This is a genomic window from Nitrospirota bacterium (assembly GCA_040754395.1).
GTDB lineage: Bacteria > Nitrospirota > Thermodesulfovibrionia > Thermodesulfovibrionales > SM23-35 > JBFMCL01.
On the sequence record JBFMCL010000010.1, the window covers coordinates 34,363 to 59,348 of the forward strand.

Annotated in this window: 15 protein-coding genes, 1 tRNA gene and 1 pseudogene; 3 read left to right on the forward strand and 14 right to left on the reverse strand. The window is 47.0% G+C overall.

All coding sequences use genetic code 11. The features are described 5' to 3' along the window. The 6 genes from AB1552_06780 to lnt form a co-directional block, all read right to left on the reverse strand. On the reverse strand, window positions 1–444 hold the full coding sequence (locus AB1552_06780; protein ID MEW6053477.1) for a hypothetical protein: 444 nt from the start codon (window positions 442–444) through the stop codon (window positions 1–3). After that, window positions 434–2,821 carry a DNA topoisomerase (ATP-hydrolyzing) subunit B gene (gene gyrB, locus AB1552_06785; GenBank protein ID MEW6053478.1) on the reverse strand — a complete coding sequence of 796 codons (2,388 nt, stop codon included), beginning with the start codon at window positions 2,819–2,821 and terminating at the stop codon, window positions 434–436. Before gyrB ends, AB1552_06780 begins: the two co-directional genes overlap by 11 nt. A gap of 14 nt (window positions 2,822–2,835) precedes the next feature. After that, a complete protein-coding gene (dnaN, locus tag AB1552_06790) occupies window positions 2,836–3,963 on the reverse strand; it encodes a DNA polymerase III subunit beta (GenBank protein ID MEW6053479.1) in 1,128 nt (375 codons plus the stop codon). A gap of 35 nt (window positions 3,964–3,998) precedes the next feature. Continuing rightward, window positions 3,999–5,330: a chromosomal replication initiator protein DnaA gene (gene dnaA, locus AB1552_06795; protein ID MEW6053480.1), complete on the reverse strand. Its 1,332-nt coding sequence runs from the start codon at window positions 5,328–5,330 to the stop codon at window positions 3,999–4,001. 308 nt (window positions 5,331–5,638) lie between these two features. Continuing rightward, a protein-coding gene (gene prfB / locus AB1552_06800) for a peptide chain release factor 2 (protein ID MEW6053481.1) occupies window positions 5,639–6,737 on the reverse strand; the annotation gives its coding sequence in 2 pieces (ribosomal slippage) (window positions 5,639–6,661 and window positions 6,663–6,737; 1,098 coding nt in all). A 9-nt stretch (window positions 6,738–6,746) separates the two neighbouring features. Beyond that, window positions 6,747–8,306, reverse strand: coding sequence for an apolipoprotein N-acyltransferase (lnt, locus tag AB1552_06805; GenBank protein ID MEW6053482.1), 1,560 nt, complete (start codon window positions 8,304–8,306; stop codon window positions 6,747–6,749). Between the two features lie 239 nt (window positions 8,307–8,545). Between lnt and AB1552_06810 the strand changes: the two genes are divergently transcribed. After that, window positions 8,546–9,688 (forward strand): GAF domain-containing protein, encoded by a 1,143-nt coding sequence (locus AB1552_06810; protein ID MEW6053483.1) that lies wholly within the window; start codon window positions 8,546–8,548, stop codon window positions 9,686–9,688. 191 nt (window positions 9,689–9,879) lie between these two features. Here the strand turns inward: AB1552_06810 and AB1552_06815 are convergent, their stop codons facing one another. Genes AB1552_06815 through AB1552_06825 form a run of 3 tightly spaced genes read right to left on the reverse strand, consistent with a single transcriptional unit; the run spans window position 9,880 to window position 20,018 of the window. After that, complete coding sequence (locus AB1552_06815) at window positions 9,880–12,135, reverse strand: hypothetical protein (GenBank protein MEW6053484.1); 2,256 nt, start codon at window positions 12,133–12,135, stop codon at window positions 9,880–9,882. Further along, window positions 12,132–12,713, reverse strand: a complete 582-nt coding sequence (locus AB1552_06820; protein ID MEW6053485.1) for a hypothetical protein — start codon at window positions 12,711–12,713, stop codon at window positions 12,132–12,134. The genes AB1552_06815 and AB1552_06820 overlap by 4 nt, the downstream gene beginning before the upstream one ends. Window positions 12,714–12,725: 12 nt before the next feature. Beyond that, the gene (locus tag AB1552_06825; protein ID MEW6053486.1) at window positions 12,726–20,018 is read right to left on the reverse strand and encodes a DUF1566 domain-containing protein; all 7,293 of its coding nucleotides are present in this window, start codon (window positions 20,016–20,018) and stop codon (window positions 12,726–12,728) included. 300 nt (window positions 20,019–20,318) lie between these two features. Here AB1552_06825 and AB1552_06830 point away from each other — a divergent pair. Together AB1552_06830 and AB1552_06835 are read left to right on the forward strand one after the other, a co-directional pair. After that, window positions 20,319–20,394, forward strand: a tRNA-Phe gene (locus AB1552_06830). Between the two features lie 273 nt (window positions 20,395–20,667). Further along, window positions 20,668–21,927, forward strand: coding sequence for a transglycosylase SLT domain-containing protein (locus AB1552_06835; protein MEW6053487.1), 1,260 nt, complete (start codon window positions 20,668–20,670; stop codon window positions 21,925–21,927). Here AB1552_06835 and AB1552_06840 read toward each other — a convergent pair. The 5 genes and pseudogenes from AB1552_06840 to AB1552_06860 all read right to left on the reverse strand — a co-directional run bounded on the left by AB1552_06840 (window position 21,924) and on the right by AB1552_06860 (window position 24,976). Continuing rightward, window positions 21,924–22,622 (reverse strand): tetratricopeptide repeat protein, encoded by a 699-nt coding sequence (locus AB1552_06840; GenBank protein MEW6053488.1) that lies wholly within the window; start codon window positions 22,620–22,622, stop codon window positions 21,924–21,926. The genes AB1552_06835 and AB1552_06840 overlap by 4 nt on opposite strands. Next, the gene (locus tag AB1552_06845; protein ID MEW6053489.1) at window positions 22,622–23,278 is read right to left on the reverse strand and encodes a histidinol phosphate phosphatase domain-containing protein; all 657 of its coding nucleotides are present in this window, start codon (window positions 23,276–23,278) and stop codon (window positions 22,622–22,624) included. The genes AB1552_06840 and AB1552_06845 overlap by 1 nt, the downstream gene beginning before the upstream one ends. A 159-nt stretch (window positions 23,279–23,437) precedes the next feature. Next, on the reverse strand, window positions 23,438–24,316 hold the full coding sequence (locus tag AB1552_06850) for a 50S ribosomal protein L11 methyltransferase (GenBank protein MEW6053490.1): 879 nt from the start codon (window positions 24,314–24,316) through the stop codon (window positions 23,438–23,440). 3 nt (window positions 24,317–24,319) lie between these two features. Next, on the reverse strand, window positions 24,320–24,823 hold the full coding sequence (locus tag AB1552_06855) for a ComF family protein (GenBank protein ID MEW6053491.1): 504 nt from the start codon (window positions 24,821–24,823) through the stop codon (window positions 24,320–24,322). A gap of 57 nt (window positions 24,824–24,880) precedes the next feature. Further along, window positions 24,881–24,976, reverse strand: a pseudogene (locus tag AB1552_06860) (hypothetical protein). Window positions 24,977–24,986: the final 10 nt, after the last annotated feature.

Genomic DNA, 24,986 nt, shown 5'->3' on the forward strand with positions numbered 1-24,986 from the left:
TTACTCTGGCTGGCTGAACGGATTCGATCTCAGTATCCGGGAAAGTTTCAGAGGCTTTCCTTCAAGCACAAACACCGCAATCCCTCTGTCGTCCCTTGTTTTCCCACCTGCTCTCCATGTCCCCTTCCAGGAAACAGTAAGAGATACCGCCGAATCCTCTATCTGAACCCAGGTAGGCGTAAACACAAGTTCAGCGTTGTCGAAGTTTATTAAGGCTCCAAGAAGTTCCCGGTATCCTTCATCGGTAGCATTTTCTCTAAGACTCTCCCGATCGTTGCTGAGATAGGCCTTTTTCAGGGTTTCTGTGATGGCAAAGGCTTCCTGCGCCAGTTTCGATTCCTGTGAGACCGGCTTGACTTCCTTCTTTCCGCAGGACGCCAGGAAGAACATTGCTGCAAGCATCAGAACACTATATCCGGATGTTTTGAGCACCTTATATATCAATGTTTCTCGCCTCAAGCGCATGTGTGGTAATAAAATCCTTTCTGGGCTCAACCTGGTCGCCCATAAGTACGGTGAAAATATTGTCTGCCTCCACAGAGTCCTGCACCGTCACCTGCAGGAGGGTCCGTTTTTCAGGATCCATGGTCGTCTCCCAGAGCTGATGGGGATTCATCTCTCCCAGTCCCTTGTACCTCTGGATATTCAGTCCTTTCTTTGCGATCGCGAGGACAAACTCAAGCAGTCCCTTGCTTGTAGCTATTTCTTTCACCCCGTCCTTTATCTGAACCCTGTATGGAACTTCCCCGAGATCCCGTATAATGCTGTACAGGTTTTCGAGTTCCCTGAACTCCGGAGAGGCAATGAAATTCGTATCCAGATTAAGCTTGTAATATTTTCTCCTGATCTCAACCCCATACGTCTGATGTTCCTCATCGAACAGGATATCCCCGATAATCATTTCCTGATCCTTCGCCTTCATCATTTCGAGGATCTCTACGAACCTTTTTCTGTCTTTCAGCGTTTCCCTGTTCATTCCCGACGAGAGAATAAAATTCAGGAGATAGGGATCTTTTCTCCTTCTTTCAAACCAGTCGGTCAGTCGTTCGAATTTATACAGCCTCTTCAGGTACGGAATTAACGCCTTTCCCTTTACCATCTGCCCCTTGAACGGCATCTCAATATCCTCTGCAGCGAGTTCGAAGAGCATGTTCAGCATTTCTGCCTCATTTTGTATGTATTTTTCCGTCCTGCCTTTCTTCACCTTAAACAGGGGGGGCTGTGCGATGTAGAGATACCCCTGTTCGATAATCTGGGGCATCTGCCTGTAAAAAAAGGTCAGGAGCAGGGTCCGTATATGCGCACCGTCAACATCGGCATCAGTCATGAGGATGATTTTATGATATCTCGTCCTCGCGATATCAAAATCCTCAGGTCCTATACTTGTGCCAAGAGCGGTGATCAGGATCTTGATCTCTTCTGAGCTGAGCATCTTGTCAAACCGGGCTTTCTCGACATTCAGGATCTTTCCCCTGAGCGGCAGAATCGCCTGTATGCGCCTGTCGCGTCCCTGTTTTGCAGAACCACCGGCAGAATCTCCTTCCACAATAAACAATTCGCTCAGTGCTGCGTCCTTCTCGGAACAGTCGGCAAGCTTTCCCGGAAGTCCGGTATCTTCAAGGGCTCCCTTTCTTCTGGTGAGTTCCCTTGCCTTGCGCGCTGCTTCCCGCGCACGTGCGGCCTGAAGCGCCTTGTCAACAATCTTTCTTGTGACGGAAGGATTTTCCTCCAGATAGGTGCCAAGGGTTTCGTTCACGATGGATTCCACGATGCCTTTTACTTCACTGTTTCCTAGCTTCATCTTTGTCTGGCCCTCAAACTGGGGATTCATGAGCTTGACATTGATGACCGCGGTCAGTCCTTCCCTGATATCGTCACCGGACAGCACATCTTTTCCGTTTTTCAGCAGGCCGGAGGAGCTCGCATAGCTGTTTACTGTCCGGGTAAGCGCAGACTTGAACCCGACGAGATGGGTACCGCCCTCCTTGGTATTGATATTGTTCGCAAAGGTATAAATGGTTTCTGAATAGCCGTCATTGTACTGGAGGGCTATCTCAACAATGATGTCTCCCTTCTCCCCCGAGATATAGACCGGCTTGGGATGTATGGGTGTCTTGTTTTTGTTGAGGTGTTCCACGAACGAAATGATACCGCCGCTGTAATGGAATACCTGTTTCTTTTCGAGCCTCTCATCGGACAGGGATATCTTCAGGCCCCCGTTGAGAAAAGCAAGTTCCCTGAGTCTCTGCGACAGGATATCCCAGCTGAAGTCCAGTATCTCAAAGATCTCGGCATCCGGCTTGAACGTGATCTTTGTCCCTCTGCCTTTTGTCTTTCCCACTACTGCAAGCGGGTCTTTCGGTATTCCCTTATGATAATGCTGCTGATAGACGGTACCGTTCTGCTTTATCTCCACGTCAAGCCATTCTGAAAGGGCGTTCACGACAGAGACGCCCACACCATGCAACCCTCCTGAAATCCTGTACGCCTTTGACCCGAATTTTCCGCCTGCGTGAAGCTCTGTTAACACGACCTCCGCTGCGGAACGGCCTTCGTCAGGATGGATTTCTGTGGGGATACCTCTCCCGTCATCGATAACCGTACAGCTTCCGTCAAGGTGAATGACCACCTCGATATTTCTGCAATGGCCTGCGAGGCTTTCATCCACACTGTTGTCAACGACCTCGTACACGAGGTGATGCAGGCCTTCTATTCCTGTTGTGCCGATATACATTGCCGGCCTTTTCCTGACAGCGTCCAGGCCTTTCAGTATCTTTATATCGTCAGCAGTATATGATTCCTGTTTTGTCTTTTCTTCCATCTACCCTCTTTCTATTATATTCTCATTGGCATAATTACGCATTTGTAATCCGCGTTTCCGTCCTCTTTCATAAGGACCGGGCTTAAGGTATCCTGCAGCTCAACCAACACCTTATCAGCATTCATTGCGCCAAGCACATCAAGCACATACCGCGCGTTAAACCCGAGGGACATGCTGTCCCCCTTGTATTCTATCGCTACTTCTTCCTTGGCCTCACCGAGATCGGGGCTTGAGGAGGAGACCGTGAGCCTGTCTTCCTGAAGGTCAAACTTCACCGCACTCGCCCTCTCCTTTGACATGATCGAAACCCTGCGAAGCACTTTAATGAACGACTCCCGGTTGATATACATCTTCTTTTCATTCGACGAAGGGATGACATTCTCATAATTCGGGTATGATCCGTCAATAAGCCTTGTCAGAAACTGAATATTCCTGATAGAGAACAGAAGATGCTTTTCCCCGATCGCGATCTTCACTCCTTCTGCTTCCTTCTCCTCGCCGGATGCAGGAAGAAACCTCCTCAGCTCTGCAACCGCTTTGCGGGGTATGATTATTTTCTTTTCTTCCTTCAGGTCCTGATCCATCTGCCGCAGGATAAGCGCAAGCCTGTGACCGTCCGTTCCAACCACAATAAGGGTTTTCGTCTGTGGTTGCGTATGGAACAAAAGCCCGTTCAGGGTATATCTGGTATCGCTCTCTCCCGCAGAGTAAAGGGTCTTTTCTATCATTTCGAGAAGGGTCCCTGCGTCAACAGTTATTTCTTCAACAGCGTCACCGCCCAGGGTTGCCGGCCAGACAGGAAAATCTGCATGGGGCAGACAGGCCAGCCTGAAATCACTCGCGCCTGCCCTGACCTTAAGCCACTGTTCATCGACAGCCTCGAATGAAAGGTCCCCCTCCACTTCCCTGACTATCTCGAAGAGTTTTCGTGCAGGAATGCAAATCTTTCCTTCCCTTTCGACAGTGACTTCGAGCGGCTCCTTCAGCGCAGTCTCGATGTCGGTCGCTGTTATATGTGAGCCCTTCTTTCCCGCATTGAGAAGAAAATGGCTGAGTATCGGCATGGTGTTTTTCTTTTCAACGATATTCTGGATATTCGCAAGTTTCCCCAGCATTTCATCTTTTGATACACTGATCTTCATAATCACTCCCTCCTCTGAAAAACATTCCCTTTGTACTAACCCTTTATCTTGCGCAAAAGACTTTCGATAATTTTGTTGAATGCCTCATCCTTTGCTCGTTTTTCCTCAATCTGTTTACATGCATAAATGACTGTAGCATGGTCTTTCCCGCCGAAATTCTTCCCTATGTCATTCAGGGAAAGGCTTGTGAGCTGTTTGCTCAGATACATCGCAACCTGTCGCGGAAGGGCAACTTCCTTTGTCCTTTTCTTTGCTTTCATATCAGACAGTTTCAGGGCAAAATGCTCGCATACGGTTTTCTGGATGTGTTCTGTGGTCACCGGTCTTTCATCTTCCTCGATAAGATCCTGCAGAATACTTTTTGCCATATCCTTCGTGACAGGCCTTCCGGTCAGGGATGACTGCGCACCCAAGCGGATGAGACAGCCTTCCAGTTCACGGATATTCGATTTGACTTTCGAAGCCAGATAATAGGTCACGTCTTCAGGCAGGGTGATTCTCTCCATTTCCGCCTTTTTCTGCAATATTGCCACCTTTGTTTCCAGCTCAGGCGGCTGGATATCCGCGATCAGTCCCATACTGAACCTTGACCTGAGCCTGTCTGTCACCGCACCTATTTCCTTCGGAGGTCTGTCACTTGAAATCACGATCTGTTTCTGTTTCTCATAAATCGCATTGAATGTATGGAAGAACTCTTCCTGGGTCTGGGTCTTGTTTGCGATGAAGTGGATATCGTCAAGCAGCAGAAGGTCAATATTCCGGTATTTCTGTTTCAGTTCCCCCATCTTTTCATGCCGTATCGCCGATACAACCTCATTCGTAAACTGCTCGGCGGATACATAAATCACGGAAATGTCCGGACTTTTGTCGATAACGGCATTCCCGATCGCGGTTATCAGATGCGTCTTCCCCAGCCCCACACCACCGTAAATGAAAAAAGGGTTGTAGACCTTGCCGGGGGCATTTGCAACGGCTTTGGCTGCAGCATGTGCAAACTCATTGCTCGGTCCGGTGATAAAATTCTCGAATGTATATTTGGGATTAAGATAAATTCCCCTGCTCGCCAGTTTCTGCCTCCGGTTTTCCAGCCTCATGTCCATTTTTTTGACATCGGGGTCTATTTTTTCGGCAATCCTGTATCGTATCGTAACCGGATATCCGGTGATGTTCCCGACTGTTTCTGCCACGACCTCCGGATAGTTTTCCTCGATCCAGTCTTTGAAAAACTTGTTCGGAATCTCAAGGGTGACTGACTGTTCCTTCAACTGAGAGAGTTTAATCGGCCTGAACCAGAGGTCACTGATACTGCTGCCCACCTTCTCTTCTATCTGAGACAGACTTTTATTCCAGACTTCTTCTAATGTCATTTTCGTAGTAATCCATTAACATTTTATTAACAGTATGTCAGTAACTTTTCGGGGAGGTGTAACATTATATCCAAATACTGACAGGTAAGACAAGAATTTATGTTATAAATTTGTTTAATATCCGGTTAATCAGCAGTCACCGGGAATAAGTTGAAATCCAGGTTCTCTTATTCACCCTTTTATGCACATGTCAAAATCCTTCTGCCCTTTACCCTATTCCTGCTTGCTGACATATGAACAGTCTCTACTATGATTACTACTATATCTTTTAAGAATATTTAATAGTAGAAGAAGATAGCGCCAAGCGCTTATTTTTTTCTCAGGAATGCCTTAATAAAGGCATCGATATCTCCCTCAAGTACCGCATCAACGTTTCCTGTCTCGACATCCGTGCGATGGTCTTTTACAACCCTGTAAGGCTGAAGGATATACGAGCGTATCTGACTTCCCCAGGCTATTCCCTTCTTGTCTCCTACAAAATTTTCTATCTTTTTTTCCTGTTCCTTCAGTTTGAGATCATACAGCCGGGCCTTCAGTATCTTCATGGCGATAGACTTGTTTTTATGCTGGGAGCGCTCGTTCTGGCAGCTTACCACAAGACCGGTTGGGATGTGGGTCAGCCTGACCGCCGAGGAAGTCTTGTTGACATGCTGCCCCCCTGCACCCGACGCCCTGAATGTATCCATTCTGATATCGTCATCCTTCAGTTCCACATCGATTTCATCTTCGACCTCTGGATAGACAAGAGCCGCGGCAAATGAGGTGTGCCTCCTCTTCCCTGCGTCATAAGGCGATATCCTGACAAGCCTGTGGACACCTGCCTCTGATTTCAGATATCCGTACGCATAGGGACCGGTTACGGTTATTGTCGCACTTTTTATACCCGCTTCCTCCCCCATCTGCAGTTCAACAATCTGCGCAACGAATTTATGTCTTTCCGCCCACTTCAGATACATTCTCATCAGCATCTGTGCCCAATCCTGGCTTTCTGTGCCCCCGGCTCCCGGATGGATGGTAAGAATAGCATTGTTTTTGTCCATCTCGCCTGACAGGAGATGCTGAATCTCGAGCAGATCCAATTCTTCTTTGAGATCGCGTATCTCGTTTTTGAGATCGTGGAGAAACAGTTCGCCGCTCTCTTCTTCGAGTATCCCTATTGATTCCTCAAGGTAGGAGAGTTTTCCGGAAAGCGCTTCAAAATGCGTGACGATATCCTCGAGTTTTGCCTTTCTCCGGGCAAAATCCCGGGTTAGCTGAGGAGACGACCAAACCTTCTCAGAAATCAGCTCCGAAGTGATTCTTTTAATCTCTTCCTTTAGTTTGGGGAGATCAAAGATAACCTCTGAGGGATTCTGTCTTGGCCCTGAGGGTAATCAACTCTTCTTTTAATTCATCCTGTATAAGCATCGTGCCTCCTTATATGCTTTTGGTCCTGCTGAGCAGGTTTACCAGCAAGATAATAGAAAAAACTATCCACACATAAGTGAACAGGTCTCCGTATTTTGAATAAAAACTCCTTGTACTGTCGGTTTTCAGATCCGCGGTGAGGATTCCACGTTCAAAAATGCCTGTTTTTTTGAGTATCCTTCCATTGCTGTCAATAAATCCCGAGATACCGGTATTTGCAGCCCGTATAACCGGTTTTCTGTTTTCTATTGCCCTGAGCACCGCCATGCTGAAATGCTGGTAGGGACCCGTAGTCCTGCCAAACCAAGCGTCATTGGTAATGTTTACCAAAAAATCCCCGCCGTTGGAATAGAATTTTCTTACCAGCCCGGGAAATATAATCTCATAGCATATAACGGTGGCGAATTCTCCAAAAGGCGCTTCAGCCCTGACATAACGGTCACCGCGTGCATAGTCCCCGATACCGACAACAAGCTTGTTCAGGAAGAAGAGTATCTTCTGCATGGGGACATATTCGCCAAACGGGACAAGGTGTATTTTATCATAGGTATACGACACCGTTCCAGTAGTATCCAGCAGAACCGCGCTGTTTGAGAGACGATATACACCATTTTTCTTGTCCTTCACCAGCACACTCCCGAAAAGCAGCTGGGTGTTCAGCTGGGTGTGAAAATCCACAAGTCCTCTGGTATACTCCTTATCCGATCCGAAAAAGAACGGCACAGCCGTTTCAGGCCAGACCATAATTGAGGGAGACGATGAGGACGCCTGCCGGGAGAGATCCTTGTACGTTTCTATGACCGCATCCTGATATGCCGGCTCCCATTTTTTGTCCTGTTCGATGTTTCCCTGAATAATGCTCGCCCTGAACGCACTGCCGGGCCTGTCTTCGCGGAGGCGTATCTGTCCGTATATCACGGTTGATATGACGAAGAGCAAAAGAGCGGCAAAGCCGACTACAGTATACGACATGGGAAATAAGGGCATGTCCTTCGTACGTCTTTTGATAAAAAACAAATCAGCGAGAGCTCCGTTCACCGCAACCACGAGAAACGATATCCCGTAGACACCGGTGATGTCTGCAATCTGGATAATGGACAGGAATTTATACTGGGAATAGCCGATGCTTGACCACGGAAAACCGGTAAATATATAGGAACGCAAAAACTCAAGGACAACCCAAAAGGCAGGGGCGATAAGAAGGGCAGGAAGTCTCGTTTGCCTGATGGCAACCGAGAATAAAAGGCCGAACAGCCCTGTAAAGAGACTGAGATACAGGCAGAGAAGGATGACCAGCGCAATACTTGCGATTAATGACACCCCCCCATAGTGGTTGATTGAATGGTATATCCAGTACAGCGTTCCGAAGAAATACGGTACTCCCAGGAGAAAACCGGTTTTGAACGCCTCTTTCGGGTTTTTGTCATAGAGGGACAATAAAAAAGGAATGAATGCAATCCAGGCGATCATGTACAAATCAACGGACGGAAAGCAGACCGCCAGGAGGGCCCCGGAAATACAGGCGGGACCATATTTGATCAAATTTTCTACTATGACCTTGCTTAGCATCTCATATCACATCATGAAGATTGTCAATCAATACATTCTCTGACGGTATCTATTTTACCCCATATACTGAAACTTTGCTGAGGTGGCTGTCTTTCTGGTAGCAGCATCAGAACAGGGAAAAGGACTTCATGTTTCCTTCCAAGAGGTGACAAGTACGAAGTTTGACATTACATGAAGCTTCTGCTAATATGGGCTCAGCATGAGTCGAAAAACGCGCGATGCAAAACGAGAATCAGCATATGAACACACCCAAATACCTGACTTCAAGGAAGTATCCGCGGTATGATTTTACTTCTCCGGTAGAGTTTGATCTTCTGTCCCGGAGCGGCAAAAAAAGCTATCAGGGCATGTCCGTAAATCTCAGCAGAACTGGCATGGGCCTTGTCTCCCCTCTGCAGGTACAGAACGGGCAGGAAATACAGATCAGAAGCAATCTGCCCGCATATAGTCAGCGTGCGATCATCCGGTGGTCGATGAATCTCAATGATGTTCTGTGCAGAGCCGGAGCAGAGTTTGATCACCGGGAAGTAGCTGAAGACCAGAATATCGATGCGGTATTGTCATTGCTGAAAGGGCTTGATACGCTGAAGCACATGCAGCCGCAGATGAAACTCGAACATTCGCTGGGAGGATTTCTGGAAAAGCTGCAGCACAGCAACACCCAGCTCATGAAGAGAAATGAAGAATTGTCGGCAATACACCAGCTTACCCGGCATATCAACAGCAGCCTTTCTGTTGATGAGGTGATAGCCTTCGCCCTCACCGAAATCATGGAAATCATTGCACCGGATATCACCTTTTTTTATTTGCGGCAAGACAACTTACTTGTATTGAAAGATTCCCGGCAGGTATCGATGACGAACAGCCTGGAACTGCCAAAGACAAAAAATATCGGGGAGTGCCTTTGCGGTCTGGCAGCCAGGGAAGGAACGCCATATTATTCAAGGAATATCCATATAGATCCCCTGTGCACACTGGATGAATGTAAACAAGCGGGTATCCGCTCGTTTGCTGCGTTGCCGTTGCGTAAAGGAGAGCAGGTTCTGGGGGTGTTATCGTTAGCTTCTTTTCAGGAACGCGATTTCGGCAGGAGAAGGGCCTTTCTCGAAATCCTTGCCGGTCATATTGCGTTAGCCCTCCAGAACGCCTTTTTGTATAAACAAATACAGGGGCATGCGGAAAACCTGGAGACACACCTGGCGGAACGGAAAAAAACTGAGGAAGCGCTGAAACAGAGCCGGACGGAAATCCTGGAAAAAGTAAGAGAGCTTGAGAGTTTTTATGATATGGCGGTTGGCAGGGAACTCAGGATGATTGAGCTGAAGGAACAGATGGAGGAATTGAAGGAGGAGCTGAAGAGAGCGAGAAGAACGGGCAGCTAATCCCCCTGGTGCTGATTATACGTATCGCAGGCGTTTTCGCGTGTGTTTTGATATCATACCCCTGTGCATTCACATTCAAGGAGGAAATTAATATTCTCAGGAAGAAACAGCGCATTATAACTTGTTGTTGAGCATGAATCTGTAAAATTCCTGACTCAGCCAAGGAGGTTTTTCTTTTTCTTCCATTGCCGTCAATTTCCCGGCAATGAGCGTCTTTGTTTATGGGTAAGTGGCAGTATCTGTGCATTGCTCTCTGTCGCATTAACGTCGGCAGAATCATGCTGTGCTATGCCGGTTTTGCCCGTGCTGTCCGATGCCTTGAATGACTGAGTGCCACTCATGCAGTTTCTTAACACTCCCTGATAACAGTCACACGCAGAGCCCTCGGGATAGGTTTTATTAATGAACATGATACCCGCGCCCCACCAGATATCACCCCCCCTGTATTCAAGAAATGTCGGATACCACCAGATGTGACAAGGTGCGCTCATGGGCGCACAGACTTCAGGGTTTTCTTCATACTCCACCTGGTTCTTTATTGCTACGCCGGGATACATTTCTGTTCCCCAGGATAGATGATACCAGGGGTCTTCCTGCGAGGTTTTGAGTAAAGTTTGAAGGGAATTATACGAAAAGGTGTAATCAGTAAGGATATATGATGCTCTTACAAAATATCCGGCATTCAGATATGGAATGACGAAATTATTATCTGCTGCTGAAGCATATTGAGGTGTAGCAAAAGGTGAAACCTTACAATAGATGTTTTCAAGATCATGGGGATACACATCCCACGCAGGTACCCCGTTGTTATTAGTATCTACCTGGTCAATGGCTGCAGCACTCCCTGCTGGATACATAGTTCCGTTCAAACATATCTGATCCATATCGTTAAAGAAATCCATTGGCGTCGGCTCGCTTATGTCCTTAAACCCGACTACAACCGCCCCTTCTTCATTGCCAAGCCGCCCGTGGTATACAAGCCGGATAAAGACGTTTATCGCCCGGAGAGGAACAGGCTTTTTACTGAGATCAAAGGTAAGCTCAACTGTCCCGTCACTGGGAATGGAACGAATGCCGTTTTTCTCCGGAACTACTATGTAAGTTATTTCATTCTCTGCTTGGAAGGGATACTCCTCCGGGTAGTTCAGGAAGGGGTCATCAATGGCACGGCGATACCCTATCACAAGCTCGATTGTACCGTCAGTCATTTGCTCACTATTGGCAGAGGTATTTTTTGCACGAAGCGTTATTTCCGTAAACCCTGTGGCCGGGGTATCTGTCTCTGCATACACTCCGGAATCCGGAAGGGTTATCTCTATATTTCCTCTGAAGAAGTAATTCAATAGGCCTGCGGAATAGCCTACGGCTCGGGGAATGAGTAACGCTGCATAGTCATTATAAACTTTATCGTCTAATACAGGAATCCTGGGCAGTCCTGCACTGAGCAGGGGATTTTTTTGCCTCCAATAATCAAGATAATCCACAACGGCAAGCAAGTATCCCTTGCCGGAATTTGTCTCACCACAGCAATCTTTTGTGTAATATTGCCTTATGTTGGTGCCTGAGGGGCTTGCAAAAGATTTTCCAATTATTGTCGTGTCCTGAATTCTTGGATAAGGAAAATCTTGAAAATTTGCACTGATTAACCCTTCACTTACGAAATTTGCATTTGTATATTCGGAGAGCCCTATGCTACTTGATGCTGTTGCATTTGGGCTTGAACCGTTATATTGATCTGTATCAAATATCTTTGCGATTGGTATTGGGGCCAATGGATTTGGTGTAAGGGTAAGGATTGAAGGGGCAAAGGATAAAGGATTATCAAGTGCATACAAAAATTTTTGATCATCTGCTAGTCTTAATTTATCTACTGCAATTTCATAATGATACCCCACCACATGGGCATCATCCCTCGTATGAGCAGGAACACTCATATCCTGAACAAGGTGCATCAACTGTCCTATTCCCTGGAAAGCTTTACCAAAATATTTTTCTTTTTCGGCCTGAGTAGGAGCAACAACATTTTGATTTAAATCTCTTCCTGTGAGAGCTGTGTAATAATACTCTCTAACTGCCTCCCAGGAATAGTTTCCTCCAAACAGACTTCCAAAACTGCCTTGGTCCTGTGCCCATATCACCGCAGATTTTGATGTCCCTTTTAACCCTGCCTTATCCCACAATTTTAGGGGATTGTGGAAATGATTAAAGGAACGGGTATACATCGGCTCGTCTTCTTTCTTTCCGCCCCGTTTGAGCCATTCAATTACTTTCTTGTTGTCGATACTAGTGCCCAGCCCTTTAGGAAAGCCTACTTGCTGCCTTAAATAATCATTCACGCCTGACAAGGCCGCAACTTTTTCATTCAGCGCTTCATGGGTAGGTTTTTCTAATGCATAAGCTTTCATAGAAAGACCCAGTAAGACAATGAGAATAATAATTTTTCTCATCTTGCCCTCCTACGTATATGTGTTGGTTGCAATCCTATATCAATTTCTTCTTCATTCATTAACTGAATAAATTTCGGCATCTTGTCGTCTGGTATCGAGGGAGGAACACTATATAAATTTATTTTCCTTTCCTCTCTCGTCTTAAGTTTTGGCAGTTCTATAATGCCTGGCGCAAGTCTATATATTTTTTTATTTCTCTTAAACTCTGATGAATTATCTATAACATTTTCTTCAAGATGCCTCCCCGACAAACTGAGATATCCGGGTTTGAAAATAAAAAATTCTGGTTCTCTTATGTAACTTATTATCGGCAACAGATTAATCGGTGTATAGGCTGGTATCTCATATCTGCCTTCTTTGTCAGTAAGGACCTCTTTGGCTTTATAGAAATAGGTATTGTCACCTGCTGGCGTTCTATACGCCCGCTGCCATATTGCAAGCACAACTGCACCCTCAATCGGTTCTTTAGTTTCTATGTCTATAATCTTCCCCTTCCATGGACCTCCAGCAAATGCCGTAGTCGTCATAGAGGCAGCTATGAGTAATACAATCATTAATAAAAGACTAATGGTTTTCATGTTATCTCCTTGTTAAAAATTCCAAATTTTCCATAAACCATCATTGGACTTGATAAATTTGAGTTGAATTGAAAATGATGTGCCTTCTCTCGAAACTACAATTTCGTATTCCGCTATCCGATTTTCTGTAGAAATCATATTAACCTGGGCGGTATTTAGTTCATTTACAATATCTGAAAGTATCGGACTCAAAGCTGTAAATTGGTCTTTGTAAATCAAATGACTATCTGTATCAAAATTAACTACAGCTTCGTTTATATTTCCAGTTGCCAATGCCCCCCTCATCCCTTCCCACTTCTCTTTCAGCAGTCTATCCATTTGCGTCCTGTTGAGAACTATAATTCCAATCGTATCCTGATAGGATAATCCGTCAGGGCCGATGGCAGTTACTGTTAAGGAGTAAATTCCTTCGTTGATCATCTTAACCGTGTACTCCTCCGGACTTGAGGATATGATCTCAGGCTGAACAGGGCCGGTTATACTAAGACTAGATTCGTCAATACTGAATGACCCGTCAATCCTTAATGCTACTTCCAACGGGGCAATTCCTGATTCTATGTTGGATGTCATTGTTATATAATTACCTGCAGTAACGGCATTCACAATTATCGAGGTTGTTGCCGTATTCCCTGCTGTATCTATTGCCGTGATCGTTATAGTATTTGAACCTTCAGTCAACGGCACATGGTTGGCGATGAACCGATTGCCATATACGGTTGCCACCATTCCATTGACTGTCACTCCTGTCTCTTTTCCCGTATTGTTAATGATTGTGCCTCTGACTGTTACCTCGGGTCTGCTGATCATTTCACCTTCTGATGGAGAAGCTATGGATATGCTGATTGATGGCGCGACCTCTTCAATGCTTCCTTTCCCGTTGGTCAGTGTTGCGAATCTCCCTGCCCAGGCATTCCTGATATTCTCTATCCCCGCCAGTTCATTCCCGGTGAATGTCCCGGGCCTTGTTATCAGTATAAAAGCCGTCCTGAAAGATTTTTGGGATACTGATGCATCTGGTATCCTTTCTCTTTCCGCGGCAATTATATCATCTATGGTGATATATCGAGAGGTACCTGAAATCACCGCTCCAACCTCGGGCATTCTTGCAGGGTCGATACCAGGGTTGCCGATCAGAAGCATCGGTGGGACATCTGATTTATCCAGCATTCCCATCAAATAAAGATCGAGCGGACTGTAGTATGTTGCTGCTGCAACCGAGGAAAATGAGCCGTCTCCGTTGTCCCTCCAGTCATTGCCGTACATCACAGATCCGTCTGAATCAAGGAGGAAACTCCAATGGCTGCCTTCTTTTCCAAGCAAGGCAGTGCTGTTCTCGCCGCCTGAATCTTTAAATTTTACCTTCGCACCCCATCTGTGAAGCTGTTCATGGGCAAGGAGAGAGAGAGTTTCATCGAACTTCGGGTCAGCGGGGTTTGCGGCAATAGTGGCTATATTCCCCATATCAATCATTCCCTGAAGCCTGCTGTTGCTTCCAAAAAGCTTCGAATTATCGAAAATCTGCTTTCCTATTCCTTGCACGTCATTTTTCACCTCAAGATAAAATGCTTTTGCATCCGCATCCGGCATGGAGAAATCAAAATTCGAAAAGAGTATAAGAAAGTCATATGAATCCTGATGTGTCCTGAGAAATTCCTTTGCGATTTCCTGCCTTGGCAAGGCATTGACAGAGCCATCAGGGTTTTTTGCCCTGTAGTCTCCTGTCATTTCGATAACCGTAATGTTGCCATAATCCCCGACTGTAGTCGTGGCAAATTGTTTGACTAAGGAGGCATTCATTACTACAACCTGTCCTGAAGCAATAGTATTTGAAATGCGTTGAGAAGCATACCCGGTCTTGGAAAACATTGCGGTAAATTCTCCCGGTGACACATCTGCTATTGAATAGTTGCCATCTGCATCTGTACGTGCTGTCAGCGTAATATCAAGAGCATCTGTCAGTGAGACTTCTGCTGAGGATACAGGAAGTCCGGTTATGGAATCGGTAACTGTACCATTCACCATGCCTTTGAAGGTTCCCCATCCTCCGCGGACACACCGGAAAATATGTGCATTCGATTTGTCGAGGGGGACAATATCTATATTGTTGTAGACAAGCGCCTGTGTATATTCTCCTGCTGCATCCGGCTGGAGAAATGTTGTTGACGACCATGCAGCGCAATCGCCAAGGTAACAATCCGTATAGTTTTTCGATAAAAGTTCCTTGATATCAGGCAATCTCCAGTCGGTATATCCGCCCACCTCCAGTACATTGCACCAATAAAGAGCCTGATTCCAGGTTCTTGCAGAAAAATACCCATCAGTCCACATAAATCCCGTGTCCCAATCCGTTAAGGTGTCGTTGAAATTATCGGAGAAAAAACCATCCGGCAAAGCTGCACCGCGAACACACCGGACACTATTCACAGATGACTGAGCAAGAATAGCACTCGTACCATAGTCAAAACTGATAGCCTTTGCTCTGTCCAAATCGGTAGCAGATGACCAGTAGCAAGACGGCTTGGTACCGGGGAATGCCAGAAGATCTATGGAGGGATTATTCCTGCCGTAATCGACTATGGTCAGAAGTTCGAAGTACGTCGGAAGTCTCCAGTCATCATAACTGTCCAGTAAAAGATTCTCACAGTAATTCGCCGCAGCTGTCCAGGATCGTGGTATGCCGTCATCCTCTCTCTGCCAAGTGAGACCGGTATTCCTGTCGGTAACCGACACAGGGCTGTCCTCGGCATAGGAAAGCGGGTTGATCGTATAACCTCCGTCCTGTCCAAGGGCAGGTGAACACTCTGTGATATTCCCTGAGCTGTCAAAACAATCTGTTTGACCTGTGTCAGGCAAGAGATACCCGCTCAGGTACAAATCTGCTGTTCCGGTCAGGCGTATCGTAACTATTGGACGGTCTGCATCACCTGAATGTATTTGCAAAGTACCTGAAAAATATCCCTCAACAGTTGGCACAAATTTTATCCTTACAGAACATGATGTCGAAGGCGCAAGAATCTGCCAGGAGCACGCATTATAATCGGTGACCATAAACGGAGGAGACGCGGTAATTTGATTAATGGAAAGGTTTGCAGTGCCGATGTTGGACAGAGCAAGTGTGAGGGTCCTCGCTGCACCGACTGTTACTGAGCCGAAATCCAATGCTGCGGGGTTTGCAAAAAGCTCTTCCTCATCGAGCAGTCCGCTCAGGGTGACGGTGATACTGTGAGCTGCCGTCTGGCCGTATATATCTGCTGCTGTCGCGGTAATGGCATTTGCCCCTTCTTTCAGAGGGATTATCGCAGAAAACGCATTGTTCGATACAGGTACTGGTATCCCGTTTACTGAAACATTCGCATTACTGGACACGGTACCGCTAACAGTTAACCAGGAGGAATCAACTATCGCACCGTGAGGGGGTGAGGCTATTGTTACCACCAGAGGAGGGAGTGGAGGTAAGGAAATATTGAGCATTTGGGTCTCACCGAATGTCAGGGTTCCGCTCACTTCCTGTCGCAGAAACCCTGATTTTTCGAATGTGACAGTAAAAATACCGGGAGAGATATTCATATCAATAAAGTTTCCATTTAAATCCGTCGTGGTTGAATGGGAACTAAGGGAATCCGTTACTGTTACTAAAACCTCAGATAAAGGAAGACCTGTTGAATAATCAGTAACGTTGCCAGTCAAAGCTGTTCTTACTAATGGGGTTAATTGTACATCAAGAGTCAGCTTTTGACCGGACATGAGTGTGCCGGTTAACGTTTTTGTCTCATAACCGGGCATATCAAAAACCGCCGTATAATTTCCAGAAATAATGGTCGGCAAATTGAATGCACCGCGGGAATCCGAAACAGCATGCTGAAAATCCAAAAAATTCAGTTTAAATACGTCGGTAGTAAGATATAGATAACATACAGATTCTGCTCTGCTGTAAATACGGAAAGAGACAAACCCGTTCTCATCGTAGTATTCATGAGGATTCTCCTGTACATGGGCAGTTAGGTAAAAATCATAGTATCCCCCATTATTGCTGTCCAGTCTTTCCCACAAACCTGATTTGGTGTTGAAAACATCCATGTAGACAGATTCCCCGCGCACGCCGTTCGTGTTGGTATAGAGATAATTGTCAGCATAGCGCTCTTGCGTTTGGTCAATCCTGTTATCTATATATGTCCTGAAGGCCAAATCAAAGTGATCCGGAGCATATGGATAAGGAGAATTTTCTAGCCATCTTCCCGCATAACGAACATATCCCTTCCCTCCCGTATAATGATCGAACCCTGATGAGCCCACTACTAAATTACTGTCGTTGTATGGCTTGAAAATTTCCAGGTAATACGTCTTCCCGCTTGTAAGCGCTGCGGGATCGGGGAAATTAAAATCTATCCAGGAATAAGCACTACTATCAACGAGTGGCATTACGGTACTTGCAGGAACAGGCTCGCTCGTTGCCAGTACATGCTCCGCCTCATTTGCCACGGACGACTTTACGTTGACAGATAAATAGCCAAGTGGATTGGCATTGGGCCATCTGCTGAGTAACAAGCTGACTTTTGTCAGAAGGCCGTTTCTGCCGGGAGTAAAACTTTGCCCGAAAGACTCATCAGCGGTCGATCCGGCGACGCCATTCCAGGAGGCTTTTATGTGATCAAATATATTCAGGGGATTTCTGACCTTGAAGAGATTCATCGTATAACAGCTGTCATAGGAACCGCAACTGCAACTGCCTGCTATGGTGCCTTTCATCTCATCGTCAGATGCCACAACATTAGAGTAATCTCTGGTATATGGATTAAGCAGTATGGGAAGATCCTTATTATCCGATGGCAAGTGTTCTGGACTGAAGCTCCCCCCGGAGTATTTGTAATCTCCCGGGCTGGGGCTGATGGAACGGGGAACACTTACAGATACTGAAACGCCGGAGAGAGGCAATCCTGAGAGTGCATCTGTAACCGTTCCTGCAATGGCAACAGGTGGCAGGGCAGTACCGGTCAGCCTTACGGACAAACGTGGAGCGTCTCTGTCATTGGAAGGGATTGTGAGGGCAGCATCAAACATGCCTTCTTTCTGCGGGAGAAAGTCAACTATGATGTTACAGGATGTTGCATCAGAAATTGTCCTGCCGGAACATTCGTCGGAGATGATCCGGAAATGTTCCCCCTGAATTGATATTGTCCCTATCTTCAGATCTCCTTTGCCTGTATTTGATACAGTAAGCGCTGCCCATGCATACCCGCCCGTATCTATGGAACCGAAATCCATATGCGGGAGATTAACAGAAATTTCCCACTCATCCAGTCCCACAGCCGATTCTGCAGTGATCCATGCTTCGGACACATCAACCCAGTTTTGAGGGGCAACTATCCGGAACTTCACAAACCCGAACCCGTCCATCAAATGAAGAAGCGGAGTAGCGTCAATATCATTCCATCCTGTGTAAAGGGTAACGGTGAGCGTTTGGGAAGTCTGCACAGTCACCCCGTCGGCATTATATGCGTATATCCTTACAGTTTGCGGAACACCTCCATACAAGCTGTTTACATAGAGACTCAGGAGAAAAGATTCAACTTCTGCAGCATTAATATTTGCACGGAAGCTGACAACATCGTGCCCCTTTTTCCCCTTTTGAATCCTCTTTGTCTGATCAAGAAGACCATCTTTTACGATAGCCGTAATATCTGCACTGTTTATCTCTGCGCTTGTTGCAGTCTTAAGACCGGTGCTGATGATTGCCTGGCTGATGAGGTCGATACGACTGTCACAAATATCGCCTATCCCATCGTTATCAAGATCAACCTGGCTTGCATTATATGCAGAGGGACAATTGTCTTTTGAATCAAGGATCCCATCTTCATCGCTATCCGTTGCTACCTCTATATAATCTTTTTTAATTGTTGTATCGGAGTTGCCGAGCAAATCTGTTACCGTAAGACGGACCGTATACTTGCCGGAATTCGCATACGTGAAAACCGGGTTCTGCAGGGTTGAATCGATAATCCCGTCGCTGTTGAAATCCCATGACCATGAAGCAATAGCTCCTCCGTTTGCGGTGAAGGAATCGTCACGAAAAGTGACTGTGAGAGGTTTCAATCCTTCGGTTGGAGATGCAGAAAACGCACTCTTTATCCTGAGGAGGTACGATGTATACCAGTAAAAATTCCCTGTGGTACCTCCTGAAGGCTGATATGACTGCAATCCGATGTCAATAATGCCTCCCGGCGAATGATTGTTATAGAAGCTCCATTTTGTGGTAATGGAATGAAAAGGACCGGTTTCTGTGTCCGGTATCGCAACCGGAATGGGCTGATCAAAAGCTCTCCGAACAGTAACACTGCCGTCTTTGGCAGAATCGACCGTATACTGTACATCATCCGAAAGCACCAGTAAGGGGTGAGTGCTGGAAATACCCGAATCATACCTCGTCCAGCCCGAGGTCCAGGCCTGAGTATGATCGTGGAGATAATCGATGTGATGCTTCTCATCAGAGATGACCGCGATTCTTACGTCCCCATTTTGATGAATTACAAAGGAACTCGGTTTTTCGTATGGACCAAAATATTTGTCGGGCAGAAAGTAGGAGGGTTTATTTGTGTTTCCTCTTGTCAGGCCGCTGTCACTGAGGATATAGGGAATATTATCAGGCCCAATGGCAATATCCAGGATGTCACACTTTAGTGCCCTGGCTTCCTTAGGGCAAAGGGTGATCTTGTTCCAGACGCCGCCAACTCTGTTGGCATAATAAAGAGTGGAATACGTTTTCCCTTTATAGCTTTCATAGAGCTGATATACGATGTGGGGGACATCATTTGCGTCAACTGCGATAGCACATCTGCTGCGGTTGCCGGTCTTCTGGCCTTCGAGCAGTTCGAATCCTTCCCAGGTATGATCTCCCCTCGGACTGTCACCGGTATGGAATTTCTTGTAATATGGCTGCTTGTTCCAGTTAAACGTGATCATATGTACTACGTCTTGGCTGTCAATGGCCACGCCGGCAGCAAAACCAGAGGAGTATTCGTTATGCGAACCGACCTGAATCCAATTCTCCCCTGTAGATGAGGTATGAACTTCAACCAATCCGTTCGACGCCGCGGTGTGGCCGCTGTTTCCGATAACGTAATAAATCTTTCCGGAAGAAGTCCTGAGAATCTGCTTGGTGTTGAGAAAACCATTATTGATGGAGCCGGTACTGATCAAGACATGTCTGAAGTCCGCAGCATCTGTTACAGCGGACAATGCGATTGCGGCAAGAAAGCTCAAAACAAGGACGAAAGATTCCCATATGCATCCCGATAGAATTTTTTTCATGTATCCTCCCTCTGCAGCGCCTCTTTATTGTAGCGAGAGCTAAATAATATCCGTGCATAACCGGCCCTTTCCCGCCTTATGAAGCACTATGAGGGCATAATAATATAGCAATTGCTTTATTTTGGCAATGTTTTTTTACTGGTAAAGCGCTTGATAGCAGAACACCTGATCCTTCATCGGCTGGCTGATTACTGTGCACTTTGCACAGAAAATGCCGACAATCCTCTTCGCAAAAGGGAAGCTGTTCGCGCCGTATTGGCTTGACAGTCGAAAACGCAAAAGTGTAAAGTTAAAAGTCATGGGCAGTTAGCTCAGTCGGTAGAGCAGAGGCCTGAAAAGCCTCGTGTCCGCAGTTCGATTCTGCGACTGCCCACCATTTTTCCTTTTATCCCTCGTTTTTTTTCCGCAGCATGAAAAATTTGTCCCGGGAGCAACAAAATTTGTCATTCATTGCGGTGCCGCCATACCCTGCAGGAAGATATTTTCTGAAAAATCCCGTAGTTGAGGAAAGTGTTTCGCTGGCATGCAATGTGCTCTAGTGTGCTAGGCATGATGCGCATGCAAAAACGGGTGAAAAACGGATGGAAATGACCACCGATACTTTTTTTGTTGACAAAACGATCTGTTTTGGGCTAAAAAAGGTGCTGGTATGATGAGACTGATAGTCAGCCTGCACTGTATCATTTTTTTATTCCTTTCTCCACTTTATGCATCAGAGAATAAACAGGATTCTCTGGCAGACCGGACGGTTATTTCTGTGATTCCTGAAGAAAATCCCCGGAACGGGCCCCATGTCATATCAGATTTCAGTTCGAATGAGGTTGCCCTGCAGGCTGTGCAGAAAAACCTGAACCTGTTTTCCGATAAAATACGGGAGCGTTTCTCGATCTGGCTCAGCAGGTCAGGCAGATATCTCGACATGATGAAGGAGATTCTGAAAAACAACAATGTCCCTGAAGAGATGGCATTTATTCCCCTTATCGAGAGCGGATTCAACCCGCATGCCTATTCTCCGGCAAAAGCTGCAGGATACTGGCAGTTTATTGCCTCAACGGCAAAAAGATACGGGCTGCAGATAGACTGGTGGAAGGATGAGAGAAGGGATCCGGTGAAGTCAACGACTGCGGCAGCGAATTATCTTAAAGACCTTTACGAGATGTTCGGGTCCTGGAATCTTGCGATGGCGGCATACAATGCCGGCGAAGGCAAGATCATGAAGGCGCTGAACAAGAGCAATTCGGACAATTACTGGTCTCTGCTGAGCACACGCTATATCAAGAACGAAACCAAGGATTATGTGCCGAGATTCATTGCTGCAAGCCTGATAGGTTACAGCCCGGAAAATTACGGCTTTGAAAACTTTGAATTCCATCCGCCCCTGAATTACGATACCGTGATACTGGAGTCGCCGGTTGACCTTGAGGTAATCGCTGAATGTGCAGAGGTTTCTGTGGAGGTGATAAAGGAGCTGAACCCTGAGCTGAAGCGGTGGTGCACGCCTCCTGACATTCCGCAGTATACCCTGAGGATACCGGAAGGCAGCCAGGATATCTTCCTTGCGAACCTCTCGCAGCTGCCTGGAGACCAGAGATTTACCGTTGATATATACACCGTCCGGAAAGGGGATACTTTTGATAAGATCTCGGGGAAGACCGGCATTCCGGTGCAGGTTATCCTTGACCTGAATGACATGGAAAAGATCATGCCCCTTAAGGAAGGAACAAAAATCTATCTTCCTCCGAAAGGCAAGTTTGTGCCGGACAAGGAGGACCGGAAGATAATAAGAAAAGCCTCCCATAAACAGAAAAAGGCTGTCGCAAAGAATAAGAAATCAGGGAAGGGCAAAGTCAAGAAGATTTCTTATAAGACAGACAAAAAAGAGCACAAGAGCAAGTCCAGAAAGATTTAACCTTCCTTTTTCCCGGGGAGTTTCGCTTTTGCCTCGTCATGGAATGGCGAATCCGGAAATTTCTCAGCAAGTTCCTGATATTTCTTTTTTGCTTCCTCGGCGTTGCCTTCTTTTTCAAGAAGCCGCCCGTGTTCGATTAATGCGAGATCCCTGAAAAAGCCTCCCTTAAGGCGGTACAGGGCATCCAGAGTTTTCTTTGCCTCCCCGACATCTCCTTTTTTGACATACGTCATCGCCATCTTCTGATATACAAGCGGAAGATATTTTTCTTCATCCGGGTATTTCTGTGTGAACTCCTTCAGGGTTGTCAGCGCATCATCATATTTGCCGAGCTCGTACGAGCAGGCTGCGATATAGAAGAGGGAATAGGGTGATTTTTTGGCATCATATGCCTGTCTGAACAGTTCCAGTGATTTTCCAAACTGGTCTTCTTTGTTTGCCGGCTGTGCCTGGGAACTGCGGTAAAAAATCTTGTGCGCCTGATACTCCAGCGCCTTTGCCTTTTTCTCTGATGAAGAGGAATAAATCATGAACCCGCCGATTCCGATGAGCACCGCGAGCACAATACCCGCGTATGTCAACGCGGTTTTCTGGCGCTGCTGCAGGGTATCCTTAAGGCTCGAAAGTGTTTCCTGTACCTCTGCCTCTGTATCTTCTGTCTTTTTAAGTGATTTTTTCTTGATCGCCTTTGGCATCAATCCCTCCTCCGAATTTTTTCCACAATGGCCTTTGAATTTTCAAACACAGCATCAATGCGGTTTTCTTCTATGCCGGCAGCCAGGAGTATCCTGACTGCAAAATCTCTGGTGATGAGGTCAGAAGGGCTGTGGGCGTCTGTGTTCAGGCAGAGCGGAACCCCGAAGCGTATCGCCTCCTGAGCGACGTATCCGTTGGACAGGGAGTGGCCTTTCCGAGCGGTAATTTCAAGGGTAACGCCTTTTTCCTTGGCAAACAGCAGATCCTCTTCGGAGATGATTCCGGGATGCGCAAGGATATCGGCATTGGCCTCAATCGCTGCCCTGTTGGTGCCCGGAGCGACAGGTTCAACCAGGGTTTCTCCGTGCACAACGATTACTTTTGCGCCCAACTGCCGGGCTTCCTTCACCAGATCCGGGATAGTCTGCGGCGGTGCATGGGTTATCTCGGCGCCCGGAATCGCCTCAATGGAAAGAAAACTTCTGATTTTCTTTATTGCAGTTACTATTCTCGGCACGACAAGGTCGATATTCGACGCATCCACATGGTCGGTAATTGCAATCGCTTCATACCCGATTGCCTCGGCCCTTCTGATCAGCTCCGAAGGGACGAGCTCCCCGTCACTGAAGAAACTGTGTGTATGAAGATCAATCATTGTATCTCTTGAATATCATGCGATGTCAGATGAATGTTGCCTGAACAAATATTCTATCAGAAGTTCTTTTCAAAAATCATCATACCGTCTATGGAATTTCACGCCCTGATTGTTCAGGAACGCGGAGCATATCTGAGAAAATTATACGGATGACATGTGTCAGACTTTGTGCAAAACAGCCGTACCCCATTCCTCATCACGATAACGGACCTGTTCTTTGAGGCCATAATGCTGGTATATGGCGGTGACCTCATCATCGTGAGGGACTGCCATGCCGCCCAGCACGAGCTGTCCGGCAGGAGCAAGAAGACGGACAAGGGAAGGAGCGATTTCCGCAAGAAGAAACCCGTACAGATTGGCAAGAATGATATCAAACTGTTCCTGTATCTCGGTAACCGAACAGTGGCGAATCACAATGCCGCGGGTGATCCCGTTAAGGGACATGTTGTCCCGCGCCTCATTGAGCGATTCAAGGCTGATCTCGGCGCAGGTAATATCTTCAGCCCCCAGTTTGACTGCGGCGATAGACAGAATGCCGGTGCCGGTTCCCGCATCGAGGAACTTCGTTTCCGAGGGAAGCATATCAGGATTCCTGAAGATATGTATCAGGGCGTCCAGACAGTAAATAGTACATGGGTGGCTGCCGATACCGAAAGCCCTTCCTCTCCGGAGGAAAATGGGAATACCGAAAGGGGGTATGTCAGAAGTGGGAATTGGCACAATAATGAATTCTTCTGACTGGAGAGCATCTCTCCGCGTTACTGAGGGAGATAGGGACTTTGCATCTGCGGCAGAGGGAGTACCCTGTCCCTGTGTGCTGCCGCGGCTGCAGGACGATCTGCTTTTCGCCTGTATCTTCAGAAAACTGTGCAGCTTTTTCACCAGCCTGTCAGGAGCAGGGGAACGCAGATAGGTTTTCATCAAAAAGCCGCTCGGCAGCTTTTTCACCGTGATTCCGTTCACATAGGGCCACAGAAAATTATAGGTGGATTCCAGGAGCGTCAGCGGCAGGTGTACGGTTATTTCATGCCAGACCATCGTTTATGTCCCCCCTGCCCGCGCAAGGGTCAAAACAGTCACATCTTTCGCTCCGGCCTGCAACAATACTCGTGCACATTCCGTCACGGTTGCACCGGTGGTCATCACATCGTCAACGAGCAACAGACGCATGCTGTTCATATCACCCTGTACCTCAAATACATTTTTCACATTCCGTAGCCTCTCTTGTGCCGACAGACCTATTTGGGGAGGCGTCTCCCGTATCTTCACCAGATGGTCCCAGAGCAGGGGAACGCGGTGCTTCCTTGCGACGACCCTGGAAAGCAGCAGGGCCTGGTTAAATCCACGCGTTCTCAGGCTTCGCTTGGTCAACGGGACCGGAATTATACCGTCGGTAACCGGCAGGGCGCACTGTGCGAGCAATTCCCCGAGCGGTTTCGAAAGTCTCCTGATGCCCTGAAACTTGAAATGATTGATCGCATCTGAAAGCGCGCCCTCGTAAGGACCAAAGGCGATGACTTTTGAGAAAGGCGGAGGGGTTTTCATGCACTGTCCGCATATTCGAGCGTGTGCGGAGGAAAACGGCATTGCGCAAACCGCGCAAGCAGGGCCCGGAAACCTCTGTATCTGCGACCAGCATAGGCTGCAGATAGGGGAATGCCTGAAGGTATCAGCAGGGTTTCCGCAGGAAGGACACAAGGCAGGATAG

Coding starts and splice junctions, on each gene's coding strand:
- AB1552_06825 (MEW6053486.1), bottom strand. CDS start 20,018: ATGAAAAAAATTCTATCGGGATGCATATGGGAATCTTTCGTCCTTGTT.
- lnt (MEW6053482.1), bottom strand. CDS start 8,306: ATGCTAAGCAAGGTCATAGTAGAAAATTTGATCAAATATGGTCCCGCC.
- AB1552_06855 (MEW6053491.1), bottom strand. CDS start 24,823: ATGAAAACCCCTCCGCCTTTCTCAAAAGTCATCGCCTTTGGTCCTTAC.
- AB1552_06835 (MEW6053487.1), top strand. CDS start 20,668: ATGATGAGACTGATAGTCAGCCTGCACTGTATCATTTTTTTATTCCTT.
- gyrB (MEW6053478.1), bottom strand. CDS start 2,821: ATGGAAGAAAAGACAAAACAGGAATCATATACTGCTGACGATATAAAG.
- AB1552_06820 (MEW6053485.1), bottom strand. CDS start 12,713: ATGAAAACCATTAGTCTTTTATTAATGATTGTATTACTCATAGCTGCC.
- AB1552_06810 (MEW6053483.1), top strand. CDS start 8,546: ATGAACACACCCAAATACCTGACTTCAAGGAAGTATCCGCGGTATGAT.
- dnaN (MEW6053479.1), bottom strand. CDS start 3,963: ATGAAGATCAGTGTATCAAAAGATGAAATGCTGGGGAAACTTGCGAAT.
- dnaA (MEW6053480.1), bottom strand. CDS start 5,330: ATGACATTAGAAGAAGTCTGGAATAAAAGTCTGTCTCAGATAGAAGAG.
- AB1552_06815 (MEW6053484.1), bottom strand. CDS start 12,135: ATGAGAAAAATTATTATTCTCATTGTCTTACTGGGTCTTTCTATGAAA.
- AB1552_06850 (MEW6053490.1), bottom strand. CDS start 24,316: ATGGTCTGGCATGAAATAACCGTACACCTGCCGCTGACGCTCCTGGAA.
- AB1552_06840 (MEW6053488.1), bottom strand. CDS start 22,622: ATGCCAAAGGCGATCAAGAAAAAATCACTTAAAAAGACAGAAGATACA.
- AB1552_06845 (MEW6053489.1), bottom strand. CDS start 23,278: ATGATTGATCTTCATACACACAGTTTCTTCAGTGACGGGGAGCTCGTC.